This window comes from Corallococcus terminator (genome assembly GCF_049194865.1).
GTDB lineage: Bacteria > Myxococcota > Myxococcia > Myxococcales > Myxococcaceae > Myxococcus > Myxococcus terminator_A.
Genome location: NZ_JBLZWL010000022.1, coordinates 97,308 through 110,728, shown reverse-complemented (window position 1 = coordinate 110,728; position 13,421 = coordinate 97,308). Strand labels below are relative to the sequence as shown.

The window sequence follows — 13,421 nt, the reverse complement described above, 5'->3', positions numbered from 1 at the left end:
CAACTGAAAGTAACCAGTCGGTGGGAGTGCGCCAGCAAGGACTGTTCGGCTGGTCTGGGATGTATAAAGTCGCCGAAAGATGAGGGAGGCCATGGCAGCGCCGCGCCGAGCAGGAGCGGGGACCTTGTGGTTGGCGGGCTGGCTCCTGTTGCTGCCGGTGTCCCAATCGTGGGCCCAGGGTGCGCCCACGGAGGCCGGGAAGAGGGTGGTGGACCGGGTGGTCGCCATCATCGAGGGCCGGGTCCTGTCCTTGAGTGAGCTGGAGTTCGAGGCCCGGGTGGCCCTCGTCCAGCGGGGCGGCGTCCAGGCGCTCGAGGCCCCCCTCGACGAAGAGACCCTCCGAGGCGCCCTGGAGCTGGTCATCAACCAGCGGGTCCAGGTGCTCAACGCCGACCGGCTCCAGGCCTTCCCCGCCGAGCCGTCGGAAGTGGAGGCGAGGTTGGAGGCGTTCCGCGCCCGGATTGGCGGTCCCCTCACACTGGAACGGTTCCTGGCCCGCAATGACGTGACGCTGGAGGGGCTCAAGGCCCTCCTGGCGCGCGGGCTGCGAGCCGAGCGCGTCCTGGACAGCCGCATCCGCCTGAGGGCGCAGGTGGGCGAGACGGAGATCCGCCGCTTCTACGAACAGCACGCGGCGGACTACCCCACGGACTACGAGACGGTGCGAGACGTCATCCGCGAGAAGCTCTTTCGTGAACGCTATGCGGCGCTGGCGGTGGAGGAACTCGCGCAGGTGCGGGCCTCGGCGCAGGTGCGGCGGGTGGCGCCTTTCACACGGGAGGCGAAGCGATGAGGCGGCTGAGGGAGGATGGAGAGCCGCGGGCGCCCCATGGCTTCCTGATCCGTCAGATGACGGTGGATGATCTGGCCGCGGTGATGGCGCTGGAACAGGCGGCTTTCAAGAATCCGTGGTCGCAGGAGTTGCTCAAGCGCGAGCTCCAGCACGAGTGGTCCACCATCCTCCTGGTGGAGGAGGCCCAGGAGACCGGGCCGCCGCTGCTCCTGGGGCTGGCCATCTTCTGGATCGTCCACGACGAGGTGCACGTCCTCAACGTGGCCACCGCGCCCCAGCATCGTCGGCGGGGCGTGGCGCGAGCGGTGATGGAAGAGGTGCTCGAGCGAGGGACGGGGCGGCGGTGCTGCCTGGCCACGCTGGAGGTCCGCAAGAGCAACGAGGCGGCCATCCAGCTCTACCGCACGTTCGGCTTCCGCCCGGTCGGCATCCGGCCGAACTACTACGCGGACGAGGGCGAGGACGCCGTGGTGATGGTCCTCGACTTCTGAGTGCACGCGGAGTAGAGGAGCGACCTGTTGTACCCTGGGTTGTCGAGTCTCCGGGAATGACCTCGCTGGCGCTGACCTGTTCAGGTCCGCGTCATGCCGTGCTTGACACGGTGGGGTCGGTCCCTATACTCGCGGCCCTTTTCAGTAGTCCTGTAGGTAGATATGCGCCGCCCCTTGTTTCTAAGGGGGGGCCAACCCGAGGAAGAGGTATCAGTGCCGACCATTAGCCAGCTGGTCCGCAAGGGCCGCGAGAAGCTGAACATCAAGGGCAAGAGCCCCGCGCTCAAGGAGTGCCCTCAGAAGCGCGGCGTTTGCACCCGTGTGTACACCACGACTCCGAAGAAGCCGAACTCGGCCCTCCGCAAGGTGGCGCGTGTTCGTCTGACCAACGGAATCGAAGTGACGTCCTACATCCCCGGCGTGGGCCATAACCTCCAGGAGCACTCGGTGGTGATGATCCGTGGCGGTCGTGTGAAGGACCTCCCGGGTGTGCGCTACCACATCGTTCGTGGAACGCTCGACTCCGTGGGCGTGGCGGGCCGCAAGCAGAGCCGCTCCAAGTACGGCGCGAAGCGCCCGAGCTGAGAGCAGACCACCTTCGTTGTTCCAGAGTTTGGACGTTGAGCCCCGCACCCTGGGGAGCGTCCTGGTTGTTTTCCTTCAGCAGTTCAAGAAGCCCCGGTTTCATCAGCTCTCCAAGGAGAGTGGGGCGTAAGGGAAGAGAGAAGAGATGCCTCGCCGTCGCGTAGTCGCCAAGCGCAAGATTCTTCCGGATCCGAAGTTCCAGGACCGGCTCGTCACCAAGTTCGTCAACGACCTGATGCGGAAGGGCAAGAAGGCCATCGCGGAAGGCGTTTGCTACGGAGCCTTCGCCCTCATCGAAGAGCGCGCGAAGGAAGACCCCCTCAAGACGTTCAAGAAGGCCCTCGACAACGTCAAGCCGGTGCTGGAGGTGAAGAGCCGCCGCGTCGGTGGCGCCACCTATCAGGTGCCCGTCGAGGTCCGTCAGGACCGTCGCGTCGCCCTCGGAATGCGTTGGATCATCACGTACTCCAAGGCGCGTGGCGAGAAGACCATGCAGGAGAAGTTGGCCGGCGAGATCATGGACGCCGCCAACAACCGCGGTAACGCGGTGAAGAAGCGTGAGGACACGCACAAGATGGCGGAGGCCAACAAGGCCTTCGCGCACTACCGCTGGTAGGTCTTTCGGCCTCGCGGTATCCCGCCCGGATGCAGAGTCTGCATCCGGGCGGTTTCTTTAGGTGAAGCAGGTTCTCTGAAATCGTCCGGGTGGGTACGTGAGACGGGGCCCCATGGCCCTCCCGCCCTCATGGAGAGGTACCGACGCAATGGCTCGCGAGCATCCCCTGGAGCGCTACCGCAACATCGGCATCATGGCGCACATCGATGCCGGCAAGACGACCACCACCGAGCGGATCCTCTTCTACACCGGCGCCATCCACAGGATGGGCGAGGTGCACGAGGGAAACACCACCACGGACTGGATGGTCCAGGAGCGCGAGCGCGGCATCACGATCACGTCGGCCGCCATCACCGCCTTCTGGAGTCGCGGTGAGCATCGCTACCGCGTGAACATCATCGACACCCCGGGGCACGTGGACTTCACCATCGAGGTGGAGCGCTCGTTGCGCGTGCTGGACGGGGCCATCACCGTGTTCGACGCGGTGAACGGCGTGGAGCCTCAGTCCGAGACGGTCTGGCGTCAGGCGGACAAGTACAAGGTCCCCCGCATCTGCTTCATCAACAAGATGGACCGGGTGGGCGCGGACTTCGAGATGTCCGTGGGAACCATTCGCGAGAAGCTGGGTGCGCGAGCGGTGCGGATGCAACTGCCGCTGGGCGCCGAAGACAAGCACCGCGGCGTCATCGACCTGCTGACGATGAAGGCGCTGGTGTTCGTCGACTCGGAGCAGGGCAGTCGCTACGACGTGGCGGAGATTCCGGAGGAGTACCGCGAGCAGGCGGAGGCGGCGCGCGCGGAGCTGCTCGAGGCGGCGGCGGAGCAGGATGACGCGCTGACGGAGAAGTTCCTGGAGGGACAGGAGCTGACCGAGCAGGAGATTCGCTCGGCCATCCGCAAGGGCTGTGTGGCGCTGAAGCTGTTCCCGGTGTTCTGCGGCTCGGCGTTCCGCCACAAGGGCGTGCAGCCGCTGCTGGATGCCGTCATCGACTACCTGCCCAGCCCGCTGGACATCCCCCCGGTGCATGGCAAGACGCCCAAGGGCGAGGACGCCATCCGCGAGACGCGGGACGACGCTCCGTTCAGTGCGCTCGCGTTCAAGATCATGAACGACCCGGCGTTCCAATCCCAGACGCTGACCTTCCTTCGCGTGTACTCCGGGAAGCTGGAGGCGGGGACGGCGGTGTGGAACTCGGTCAAGGGCAAGCGCGAGCGAGTCAGCCGTCTGGTGCAGATGCGCGCGGACAAGAAGGACGAGCTGACCGAGTGCTGCGCCGGTGACATCTGCGCGGTGGTGGGCCTGAAGCTGGCGAGCACGGGCGACACGCTCTGCGACGACAAGCAGCCCATCATCCTGGAGCGGATGGAGTTCCCCGAGCCGGTCATCGACATCGCCATCGAGCCGAAGTCGACGGCGGACCAGGACAAGATCATCCAGTCGCTGCAGCGCCTGGCGATGGAAGACCCGTCGTTCCGCGTGAAGACGAACGAGGAGACGGGGCAGACCATCATCGCCGGCATGGGCGAGCTGCACCTGGAGATCATCGTCGACAGGCTCCTGCGCGAGTTCAAGGTCGACGCGAACATCGGCAAGCCGCAGGTGGCGTACCGGGAAACCGTCACCACCCAGACGGAGGCGGAGGGGAAGTTCATCCGTCAGACGGGCGGCCGGGGCCAGTACGGCCACATCTGGCTGCGGGTGATGCCCAACGAGCCCGGCAAGGGCTTCGCCTTCGAGAACAAGGTGACGGGCGGCGCGGTGACCAAGGAGTTCGTGGACGCGGTCCGTGATGGTGTCACGGAGGCCCTGCAGAACGGCCCGGTGGCGGGCTACCCCATGGTCGACGTGAAGGTGGAGGCCTACGACGGCTCCATGCACGACGTGGACTCCAGCGAGATGGCGTTCAAGATCGCCGGCTCCCTGGCCTTCAAGGATGCGGTGCGCGCGGCCACCCCGGTGCTGCTCGAGCCCATCATGAGCTGTGAGATCGTCACGCCCGACGACTTCATGGGCGACGTGATTGGTGACCTGAACGGCCGTCGCGGCAGGGTGCTCGGCATGACGCCCCGCCCGGGTCGGCTACAGGCCATCCAGGCACAGGTCCCCCTGGCAGCCATGTTCGGGTACTCAACGGACCTGCGCAGCCGCAGCCAGGGAAGGGCGACGTACACGATGCAGTTCAGTCACTACGCGCCGGCGCCCAAGACGGCGCTGAACCGGTACTGACGGGGCACCAGGCAGCCCGGCGGGCGATTTCAGTTGACGTTGTGGCGGGTTTGGAGCAGGACGCAGCACCTTCGCAGTGTGTTTTGCGGGATTCGAGACGCGCCGGGTCGTTGACCGGCTCAGCCCGGTGAGGAGTTGTCATGGCCAAGGAAAAGTTCGAGCGTAACAAGCCCCACGTGAACATCGGCACGATCGGACACGTGGACCACGGCAAGACGTCGCTGACGGCGGCCATCACGAAGGTGCTGGCGAAGACCGGCGGCGCCACGTTCCTGGCGTACGACCAGATCGACAAGGCGCCGGAAGAGCGTGAGCGCGGCATCACCATCTCCACGGCGCACGTGGAGTACCAGACGAAGAACCGGCACTACGCGCACGTGGATTGCCCGGGCCACGCCGACTACGTGAAGAACATGATCACGGGCGCGGCGCAGATGGACGGCGCGATTCTCGTGGTCTCCGCGGCGGACGGTCCGATGCCCCAGACGCGCGAGCACATTCTGCTGGCGCGCCAGGTCGGTGTTCCGTACATCGTGGTCTTCCTGAACAAGGTGGACATGCTGGACGACCCCGAGCTGCGTGAGCTCGTGGAGATGGAAGTTCGCGACCTGCTGAAGAAGTACGAGTTCCCGGGCGACACCATCCCCATCATCCCTGGCTCGGCGCTCAAGGCGCTCGAGGGTGATACGAGCGAAATCGGCGAGGGCGCTATCCTCAAGCTGATGGAAGCCGTGGACGCGTACATTCCGACGCCGGAGCGCGCGACGGACAAGCCCTTCCTGATGCCGGTGGAAGACGTGTTCTCCATCGCCGGCCGTGGAACGGTGGCGACGGGACGTGTGGAACGTGGCATCATCAAGGTCGGTGAGGAAATCGAAGTTGTCGGTCTGCGTCCGACGCAGAAGACCGTCGTCACGGGCGTGGAGATGTTCCGCAAGCTGCTGGACGAGGGCCGAGCGGGCGACAACATCGGCGCGCTGGTGCGTGGTCTGAAGCGCGAGGACATGGAGCGCGGGCAGGTGCTGGCGAAGCCGAACAGCATCAAGCCGCACACCAAGTTCAAGGCGCAGATCTACGTGCTGTCGAAGGAAGAGGGTGGTCGCCACACCCCGTTCTTCAAGGGATACCGTCCCCAGTTCTACTTCCGCACGACGGACGTGACGGGAACGGTGAAGCTGCCTGAGAACGTGGAAATGGTGATGCCGGGCGACAACATCGCAATCGAGGTGGAGCTCATCACCCCGGTGGCGATGGATAAGGAGCTGCGCTTCGCTGTTCGCGAGGGTGGCCGCACGGTGGGCGCCGGCGTTGTGGCGGAAGTGATCGAGTAGCAGGCCTCCTCCTGGCTCCCATGGACATCCCCTCGGGGAATTTCCAGGGAGCCGGAGGAAATCCAGTTGCATACACCGGGGCGGGATGGTAATCACCGCGCCCCTTCGTTCTGAAGAAACGGCTCTGTGACAACCAGGGGACGTCGGTCGTAGCGCCTCCCGGGGCGTTGGCACAAAGTTCGTTCTAAGAGGTTCTTGCGAATGGCGACACAGAAGATCCGCATCCGGCTGAAGGCATACGACTCGAAGCTCCTGGACCAGAGCGCGGGTGAGATCGTCGAGACGGCCAAGCGCACAGGCGCGAAGGTGGCCGGTCCGATCCCCCTTCCTACGCGCATCAACAAGTTCACGGTGCTGCGTTCGCCGCACGTGGACAAGAAGAGCCGCGAGCAGTTCGAGATCCGCACGCACAAGCGCCTGCTCGATATTCTCGAGCCCACGCAGCAGACGCTGGATGCGCTCATGAAGCTGGATCTTTCGGCCGGCGTTGACGTCGAGATCAAGTCCTAGGAAGCGGGTGGGCGTCCGAGTGGTTTCACTCCGACCCCCGCGAGGAAAGTGCCATGGCGAAGTTTGACGTTGTCGACCTTGATTTGAAGAAGGTGTCGGAGATTGAGCTCTCCGACGACATCTTCGGCGCTGAGCCGAACGCGCACCTCTTTTACGAGGTCGCGAAGATGCAGCAGATCAACCGGCGTCGCGGCACGGTGGGTGTGAAGAACACCTCGCTGGTCAGCGGCGGCGGCAAGAAGCCCTGGAAGCAGAAGGGCACCGGCCGCGCCCGCCAGGGTTCCATCCGCGCTTCCCACTGGGTGGGCGGCGGCAAGGCGATGGCTCCCAAGGCTCGCGACTACTTCTACCGCCCGCCCCGCAAGGTGCGTCGCGGCGCGCTGAAGTCCGCGCTGTCCCTGCGCGCCAAGGAGAAGACGCTCATCATCCTGAGCGGGTTCTCCCTGGACGCCCCCAAGAGCAAGCAGGCCTTCGAGGCGCTCACCAAGCGCCTGAAGCTGCAGAACGCCCTGGTGGTGGACGAGAAGAGCAACACCAACCTGCACCGCAGCGTGCGGAACCTGGCGAAGTTCGACGTGCTTCCTCCCGAGGGTCTCAACCTCGAGGCCGTTCTGAAGCACTCGCACCTCGTGCTCACCTCCGCGGCGGCGAAGACCCTCGAGGGGGCGCTCTCATGAATCTCAGCGACGTCATCAAGGGTCCGCTCATCACCGAGAAGCTGGACAAGGCCCGCGAGAAGTTCCGTCAGTACTCGTTCATCGTCGACCGCAAGGCCACCAAGCATGACGTGGCTCGCGCGGTGGAGACGTTGTTCAAGGTCACGGTCGAGGGCGTCAACACGAACGTCGTCCGCGGCAAGATCAAGCGCGTGGGTCGGAGCATCGGCAAGCGGCCCAACTTCAAGAAGGCGGTCGTCACCCTCAAGGAAGGCGACTCGATCGAACTCTTCGAGGGAGGGGCGGCCTGACGCTACGGCGTTGAGGTCAGCCTGAGGAACACACCATGGGCATCAAGAAGTACAAGCCGACAAGCGCCGCCCGCCGTCACATGACGGTGTCCGATTTCGCGGACATCACCAAGGACGCGCCCGAGAAGAAGCTGACCGAGCCGCTCAAGCGCTCGGGTGGCCGCAACGTGCACGGACACATCACCCGGCGTCACCAGGGTGGTGGTCACAAGCGCCGCTACCGCGTCATCGACTTCAAGCGTCGTGACAAGGACGGCGTGCCGGCCAAGGTCACCGCGGTGGAGTACGATCCGAACCGCACCGCCAACATCGCCCTGCTGACGTACGCAGACGGTGAGAAGCGCTACATCCTGGCCCCGGTGGGCCTGAATGTGGGCGACACGGTGTTCGCCGGCGAGACCGCCGACATCCGTCCGGGCAACTCCCTGCCGCTGCAGAACATCCCGGTGGGTACCATCATCCACAACGTGGAGCTGAAGCCGGGCCGTGGCGCCCAGGTCATCCGCTCCGCGGGAACCTCCGGACAGTTGATGGCGAAGGAGGGCCGCTACGCGCAGGTGCGTATGCCTTCCGGAACCGTCCGCATGGTCCTCATCGAGTGCCGCGCCACCGTGGGCCAGGTGGGCAACATCGAGCACGAGATCATCCGCATTGGTAAGGCGGGTAAGAGCCGCTGGCTGGGCATCCGCCCGACGGTTCGTGGTCTCGCGATGAACCCCGTGGATCACCCGCACGGTGGTGGTGAGGGTAAGTCCGGTCAGGGTAACCCGCACCCGGTGTCGCCGTGGGGCAAGAAGACCAAGGGTCTGACCACGCGCACCAACAAGCGTACTGACAAGTTCATCGTGAGCGGCCGCCGCCAGGGCGCGCGCAGCCAGTAAGAGGATTCGCAAGCCATGGCTCGTTCGATCAAGAAGGGTCCGTTCGTCGACGACTTCCTCGTCAAGAAGATCGAGGACATGATCAAGACGAACAAGAAGACTGTCGTGAAGACGTGGTCCCGCCGCTCCACCATCCTTCCGGAGTTCGTGGGTCACACCTTCGCGGTGCACAACGGGAAGAAGTTCATCCCGGTGTTCGTCACGGAGAACATGGTGGGCCACAAGCTCGGCGAGTTCGCCCCGACGCGTACGTTCGGTGGACACTCGGCGGAGAAGAAGGTCGCCAAGGCCCCGGGCAAGTAGCCTGGTGCATTGCCTGAGAGCCTGAGGAGATGACCATGGAGTCGACTGCACATCTGCGTTTCCTGCGCATGAGCCCCCGCAAGCTGTCTCTTGTTGCGGCGCTCATCCGGGGCAAGCCCGTTGAGGCCGCCCTCAACATCCTGAAGTTCACCAAGCGCGCCGCGGCCCTGCCGGTGGAGAAGCTCATCAAGAGCGCCGTGGCCAACGCGACGGACCTGTCCAAGGGTCAGGTCGACGTGGACACGCTCTACGTCAAGACCATCTCGGTGGACCAGGGTCCTACCCAGCGCCGGTTCATGCCGCGCGCCATGGGTCGGGCCACCCCGATCAAGAAGAAGACCGCCCACGTCCACGTGGTGCTGGCCGAGGCCAAGAAGTAGGACCCGTCGGGCCCAGCCCGGACGTTCAAGGAGATTCACGTTGGGACAGAAAGTTCATCCGATCGGGTTCCGGCTTGGCGTCATCAAGACCTGGGACTCCAAGTGGTTCGAGCACAAGAACTACGCGCAGTGGCTCCATGAAGACATCCGCATCCGCGAGTTCGTGAAGAAGTCGCTGAACCACGCGGGCGTGTCCAAGGTGGAGATCGAGCGCGCCGCCAACAAGGTGAAGGTCAACGTCCACACCGCGCGTCCGGGTATCGTCATCGGCAAGCGCGGCGCGGGCATCGAGACGGTGAAGAAGGACCTCCAGCAGTTCACGAAGAACGAGGTCTTCCTCAACATCGTCGAGGTCCGCAAGGCGGAGACCGACGCGCAGCTGGTGGCGGAGAACATCGCCACGCAGCTCGAGCGTCGCATCGCGTTCCGTCGCGCCATGAAGAAGGCGCTTCAGACGGCGATGAAGTTCGGAGCCAAGGGCATCCGCGTGGCCTGCTCGGGCCGCCTGGGTGGCGCCGAGATGGCTCGCTACGAGTGGTACCGCGAGGGCCGCGTGCCCCTGCACACCCTCCGCGCGGACATCGACTATGGCTTCGCCGAGGCCAAGACGACCTACGGCAAGATCGGCTGCAAGGTCTGGGTCTGCAAGGGCGAGGTTCTCCCGGGCAAGGGCGGCCAGGCCCCCATGCCCTCCAACCGCTAAGAGCCCTCCCGCTTTGGGCGCTCTCGAGAGAGGGCGCCCGGGGCAGGGCAGTGAAGGACAGCGACGATGCTTCAGCCTGCACGTACGAAGTACCGGAAGATGCACAAGGGCCGCACGCCTGGCGCCGCGCACCGTGGCAGCGACTTGACCTACGGTGAGTTCGGCCTGATGAGCCTGCAGCCGGGGTGGATTACGTCCCGGCAGATCGAGGCGGCTCGTATCGCGATGACCCGCCACGTGAAGCGCGGCGGCAAGATCTGGATCCGAATCTTCCCGGACAAGCCCATCACCAAGAAGCCCGCCGAGACCCGAATGGGTACCGGTAAGGGTGGCGTGGAGTACTACGTCGCGGTGGTGAAGCCCGGCCGCATCCTCTACGAGATGGAGGGGATGACGACCGAGGTGGCCACGGGAGCGCTGAAGCTGGCGCAGGCGAAGCTGCCGGTGCTCACGCGTATCGTGACGCGCACGGACCTGAGCCTCTAGGCACCGCGGCGGGAGCCGCCTTCGGGTGGGCTCCCGCACGCATGTGGAGATAGCAATGGCGACTGCGAAGGAACTGAGGGAGCTGTCGGCGGACGACCTGCAGCGGCGGGCGACGGAACTGCGTGAGACGCTGTTCCAGGACCAGCTCAAGCGGCGGACCGGCTCGCTGGACAGCCCGGCGGAGCGGACCCTGCACCGGCGTGACCTGGCCCGTGTGCTGGCGGTTCTCGGCGAGAAGAAGAAGGCGGCGAAGGCCTAAGGGCCCCGTCGCGATTCCTCCAAGCGCGCTCGCTCAAGGCGGGTGCGTACGGCCATCCGGGAAGCGAGAGCCCCCGGGTGCATGAGAGACAGTGAGAACAAAGATGGCTGAAACGACTGAAGCGCCCAAGGCAGAGACCTCCTCCCGCGGCCGTCCGAAGACGCGCGTGGGTATCGTCACCTCCAACAAGATGCAGAAGACGGTCGTGGTCACCGTCCAGCGCCGGGCTCCCCACGCGAAGTACGGGAAGATCATGAGCCTGCGCGAGAAGTACAAGGCGCACGTGGAGGACCACGACTATCCGAAGAAGATCACCATCAACGAGGGTGATCGGGTCCGGATCGCCGAGACCAAGCCTGCCTCGAAGGACAAGCGCTGGCGTGTGGTTGAGGTGCTGGAGAAGAGCAAGAACGTCTAGCACGCACCTCCACCTGCGCGGCCGTGAGGCGGTGTGGTGGAGTCACCGGCGATAGGAGATTCCCAGATGATTCAGATGACGAGCGTGCTCGACGTGGCGGACAACTCGGGCGCGAAGAAGGTGTTCTGCATCAAGGTGCTCGGCGGTTCGAAGCGCAAGTACGCGTCCATCGGCGACGTCATCGTCGTGTCGATCCGCGAGGCGCTGCCCAACTCGAAGGTGAAGAAGGGTGACGTGGCCAAGGCCGTCATCGTCCGCACCAAGCGCGAGGTGGGTCGGGCCGACGGCAGCTTCATCAAGTTCGATGGCAACTCCGCGGTCCTCATCAACAAGGACATGGAGCCCATTGGTACGCGCATCTTCGGGCCGGTGGCCCGTGAGCTCCGCGCCCGCAAGTTCATGAAGATCATCTCGCTGGCGCCCGAAGTCCTCTGAGAGGACCGCAGGCCGGACGGCGAGCAGCCAGAGAGACGAGGAAGCCATGCAGAAGATGAAAGTTGGAGACACGGTCCAGGTCATGGCCGGGGCCGAAGCCTCCGAGAAGAGCCCGGCGACGAAGCGCGGCAAGGTGCTGAAGATCGACCGGGAGGCCGGCCGCGTGACTGTGGAAGGTCTGCGCTTGGTGAAGCGTCACCAGAAGAAGACGCCTCAGAACCCCGAGGGTGGCATTGTCGAGAAGCCCGGCACCATCGCCCTGGCGAATGTCCAGGTCGTTTGCGCCAAGTGCGACAAGCCGACCCGCGTGGGAGTCAAGACCGAGGGCGAGAAGCTCCAGCGGTTCTGCAAGAACTGCGACGCGCTGATTGACTAGGAGTCCCTGTTGGGGCATGTATGCGCGCCCTTCTGTCCGCCCTGGTGGGCGGGTAGGGGGGCGTGCAGGCAACGAGGGCCCGGGTTGTTCCGGGGCACTCGCGGTGTTTTCAGTTTCCAAATGAAGGACTGATCGGACGCGCTGGGTCCACAACGGCGCCCCGAAGCAGAGGATACGACGATGGCTGACGAGAAGAAGCCGGACCAGAAGGAAAAGAAGGCGAAGCGGGGCAAGAAGGAAGAGGCCAAGAAGGTTGGCTTCGCGGCGAACATCGAGGAAGGCCTCGAGAGCAAGCCGGCCCGCATGAAGGAGCGCTTCCGGAAGGAAGGAGTGCCCGCCCTGATGAAGGAGCTGGGCCTCAAGAACCCGATGGAGGTTCCGCGTCTCCAGAAGATCGTCGTCAACATGGGTCTGGGCGAGGCGCTCGCCAACAACAAGATCCTGGAGTCGGCGGTGGACCAGCTCGCGGCGATCACGGGCCAGAAGCCCATCGTCACGCGCGCTCGCAAGTCCATCGCGAACTTCAAGCTGCGCCAGGGCCAGGCCATCGGTGCCGCCGTGACGCTGCGTGGCACCCGGATGTACGAGTTCATGGACCGCCTCATCACCGTGGCGCTGCCGCGCGTGCGTGACTTCAAGGGCGTGTCCCCGAAGGCTTTCGATGGGAAGGGCAACTACACGCTCGGCGTCCGCGAGCAGATCATCTTCCCTGAGATCAACTACGACCAGATCGAGAAGGTGAAGGGGCTCAACATCAGCTTCGTCACCACCGCCGCGAACGACGAGCAGGGGTTGGCGCTGATGCGTCACTTCGGCCTGCCGTTCCGTCAGTAAGCCCTCGAGCCAAGGACCTCAAGACAATGGCCAAGCTCTCCAAGATCGCCCAGGCGAAGCGCAAGCCGAAGTTCGCCGTGCGCCAGTACAACCGCTGCCCGCTGTGCGGTCGGCCGCGCGCCTTCCTTCGCAAGTTCAAGATGTGCCGCATCTGTCTGCGCAACCGTGCGCTGCGGGGCGAGATCACCGGCGTCACCAAGTCGTCCTGGTAGCCGGAAGGGCAGGGTGCTGAGGGGCTCGAAAGGGCTCGTCGGCACCCTGGGCGCGCTCCTGGCGGAGTGTGCTCAACCGAAGTTCCAACTTCAGCAGTGGCGGTCGGCGCGAACCCCCGGGATGGGCCCGGCAGGCGCGGCGGCCGCGAACGCGAGATGCTCGATAAGGGCTCTTGCTTGGAAGGTAGCTCATGCCGGTCAATGATCCTGTTGGCGACATGCTGACCCGCCTGCGCAATGCTTCGCGCGCGCGTCACGACAAGGTCGTCATTCCCCACTCGAAGCTCAAGCTCGAGATCATCAAAGTCCTCAAAGACGAGGGCTACATCGGGGAGTTCGCCGTCGCGACCCCCGAGGGCTCGCCGCAGAGCGAGATTACCGTGCAGCTCAAGTACGGTCCCGACCGCAGCCCCGCCATCACCGGCATCCGCCGCGTGTCGAAGCCGGGTCTCCGCCGCTACTCTGGCGTGAACGACATCCCGCAGGTACTGGGTGGAATGGGTATCTCCATCCTGTCCACGTCCCGCGGCATCCTGGTGGACTCCGAGGCCCGCAAGCAGAAGGCGGGCGGCGAGCTGCTCTGCACCGTCTACTAGCCAGCTGCCTGGAGGCCG

21 protein-coding genes are annotated in these 13,421 nt (G+C 64.8%); all 21 read left to right on the top strand.

The window, feature by feature from the left end; all coding sequences use genetic code 11:
- Positions 1-91 precede the first annotated feature (91 nt).
- The 21 genes from ACN469_RS10050 (at position 92) to rpsH (ending at position 13,403) form a co-directional block, all read left to right on the top strand.
- Positions 92-793, top strand: coding sequence for a hypothetical protein (locus ACN469_RS10050; protein ID WP_498766526.1), 702 nt, complete (start codon positions 92-94; stop codon positions 791-793).
- Entirely contained in the window at positions 790-1,284 is a 495-nt protein-coding gene (gene rimI / locus ACN469_RS10045) for a ribosomal protein S18-alanine N-acetyltransferase (protein ID WP_498766524.1), read from the top strand. Before ACN469_RS10050 ends, rimI begins: the two co-directional genes overlap by 4 nt.
- A 213-nt stretch (positions 1,285-1,497) precedes the next feature.
- Entirely contained in the window at positions 1,498-1,869 is a 372-nt protein-coding gene (rpsL, locus tag ACN469_RS10040) for a 30S ribosomal protein S12 (RefSeq protein ID WP_043408969.1), read from the top strand.
- A gap of 145 nt (positions 1,870-2,014) precedes the next feature.
- Positions 2,015-2,485, top strand: coding sequence for a 30S ribosomal protein S7 (gene rpsG, locus ACN469_RS10035; protein WP_498766522.1), 471 nt, complete (start codon positions 2,015-2,017; stop codon positions 2,483-2,485).
- A 148-nt stretch (positions 2,486-2,633) separates the two neighbouring features.
- A complete protein-coding gene (gene fusA, locus ACN469_RS10030) occupies positions 2,634-4,712 on the top strand; it encodes an elongation factor G (RefSeq protein ID WP_498766520.1) in 2,079 nt (692 codons plus the stop codon).
- A gap of 140 nt (positions 4,713-4,852) precedes the next feature.
- On the top strand, positions 4,853-6,043 hold the full coding sequence (gene tuf, locus ACN469_RS10025; RefSeq protein ID WP_498766518.1) for an elongation factor Tu: 1,191 nt from the start codon (positions 4,853-4,855) through the stop codon (positions 6,041-6,043).
- 201 nt (positions 6,044-6,244) lie between these two features.
- A complete protein-coding gene (gene rpsJ / locus ACN469_RS10020; RefSeq protein ID WP_002633608.1) occupies positions 6,245-6,553 on the top strand; it encodes a 30S ribosomal protein S10 in 309 nt (102 codons plus the stop codon).
- A 53-nt stretch (positions 6,554-6,606) separates the two neighbouring features.
- On the top strand, positions 6,607-7,230 hold the full coding sequence (gene rplD, locus ACN469_RS10015) for a 50S ribosomal protein L4 (protein ID WP_141643991.1): 624 nt from the start codon (positions 6,607-6,609) through the stop codon (positions 7,228-7,230).
- The gene (locus ACN469_RS10010; RefSeq protein ID WP_141643992.1) at positions 7,227-7,520 is read left to right on the top strand and encodes a 50S ribosomal protein L23; all 294 of its coding nucleotides are present in this window, start codon (positions 7,227-7,229) and stop codon (positions 7,518-7,520) included. Before rplD ends, ACN469_RS10010 begins: the two co-directional genes overlap by 4 nt.
- Before the next feature lie 35 nt (positions 7,521-7,555).
- On the top strand, positions 7,556-8,401 hold the full coding sequence (rplB, locus tag ACN469_RS10005) for a 50S ribosomal protein L2 (protein ID WP_141643993.1): 846 nt from the start codon (positions 7,556-7,558) through the stop codon (positions 8,399-8,401).
- 15 nt (positions 8,402-8,416) lie between these two features.
- Positions 8,417-8,704 carry a 30S ribosomal protein S19 gene (rpsS, locus tag ACN469_RS10000; protein ID WP_046714300.1) on the top strand — a complete coding sequence of 96 codons (288 nt, stop codon included), beginning with the start codon at positions 8,417-8,419 and terminating at the stop codon, positions 8,702-8,704.
- 35 nt (positions 8,705-8,739) lie between these two features.
- On the top strand, positions 8,740-9,084 hold the full coding sequence (rplV, locus tag ACN469_RS09995; protein WP_163870398.1) for a 50S ribosomal protein L22: 345 nt from the start codon (positions 8,740-8,742) through the stop codon (positions 9,082-9,084).
- A gap of 40 nt (positions 9,085-9,124) precedes the next feature.
- Positions 9,125-9,787: a 30S ribosomal protein S3 gene (gene rpsC, locus ACN469_RS09990; RefSeq protein ID WP_002633602.1), complete on the top strand. Its 663-nt coding sequence runs from the start codon at positions 9,125-9,127 to the stop codon at positions 9,785-9,787.
- Positions 9,788-9,853: 66 nt separating this feature from the next.
- Positions 9,854-10,273 carry a 50S ribosomal protein L16 gene (gene rplP / locus ACN469_RS09985; RefSeq protein WP_141643995.1) on the top strand — a complete coding sequence of 140 codons (420 nt, stop codon included), beginning with the start codon at positions 9,854-9,856 and terminating at the stop codon, positions 10,271-10,273.
- A gap of 43 nt (positions 10,274-10,316) precedes the next feature.
- Complete coding sequence (gene rpmC / locus ACN469_RS09980; protein WP_174459337.1) at positions 10,317-10,532, top strand: 50S ribosomal protein L29; 216 nt, start codon at positions 10,317-10,319, stop codon at positions 10,530-10,532.
- Positions 10,533-10,623: 91 nt separating this feature from the next.
- Positions 10,624-10,950 carry a 30S ribosomal protein S17 gene (gene rpsQ, locus ACN469_RS09975; RefSeq protein ID WP_498766513.1) on the top strand — a complete coding sequence of 109 codons (327 nt, stop codon included), beginning with the start codon at positions 10,624-10,626 and terminating at the stop codon, positions 10,948-10,950.
- Between the two features lie 66 nt (positions 10,951-11,016).
- Positions 11,017-11,385 carry a 50S ribosomal protein L14 gene (rplN, locus tag ACN469_RS09970; protein ID WP_163870400.1) on the top strand — a complete coding sequence of 123 codons (369 nt, stop codon included), beginning with the start codon at positions 11,017-11,019 and terminating at the stop codon, positions 11,383-11,385.
- Positions 11,386-11,431: 46 nt separating this feature from the next.
- Positions 11,432-11,761, top strand: coding sequence for a 50S ribosomal protein L24 (rplX, locus tag ACN469_RS09965; protein WP_141643998.1), 330 nt, complete (start codon positions 11,432-11,434; stop codon positions 11,759-11,761).
- Between the two features lie 303 nt (positions 11,762-12,064).
- The gene (gene rplE, locus ACN469_RS09960) at positions 12,065-12,595 is read left to right on the top strand and encodes a 50S ribosomal protein L5 (RefSeq protein WP_174459338.1); all 531 of its coding nucleotides are present in this window, start codon (positions 12,065-12,067) and stop codon (positions 12,593-12,595) included.
- A gap of 26 nt (positions 12,596-12,621) precedes the next feature.
- The gene (locus ACN469_RS09955; RefSeq protein WP_015350175.1) at positions 12,622-12,807 is read left to right on the top strand and encodes a type Z 30S ribosomal protein S14; all 186 of its coding nucleotides are present in this window, start codon (positions 12,622-12,624) and stop codon (positions 12,805-12,807) included.
- A gap of 191 nt (positions 12,808-12,998) precedes the next feature.
- Positions 12,999-13,403, top strand: a complete 405-nt coding sequence (gene rpsH, locus ACN469_RS09950) for a 30S ribosomal protein S8 (RefSeq protein WP_498766510.1) — start codon at positions 12,999-13,001, stop codon at positions 13,401-13,403.
- Positions 13,404-13,421 lie beyond the last annotated feature (18 nt).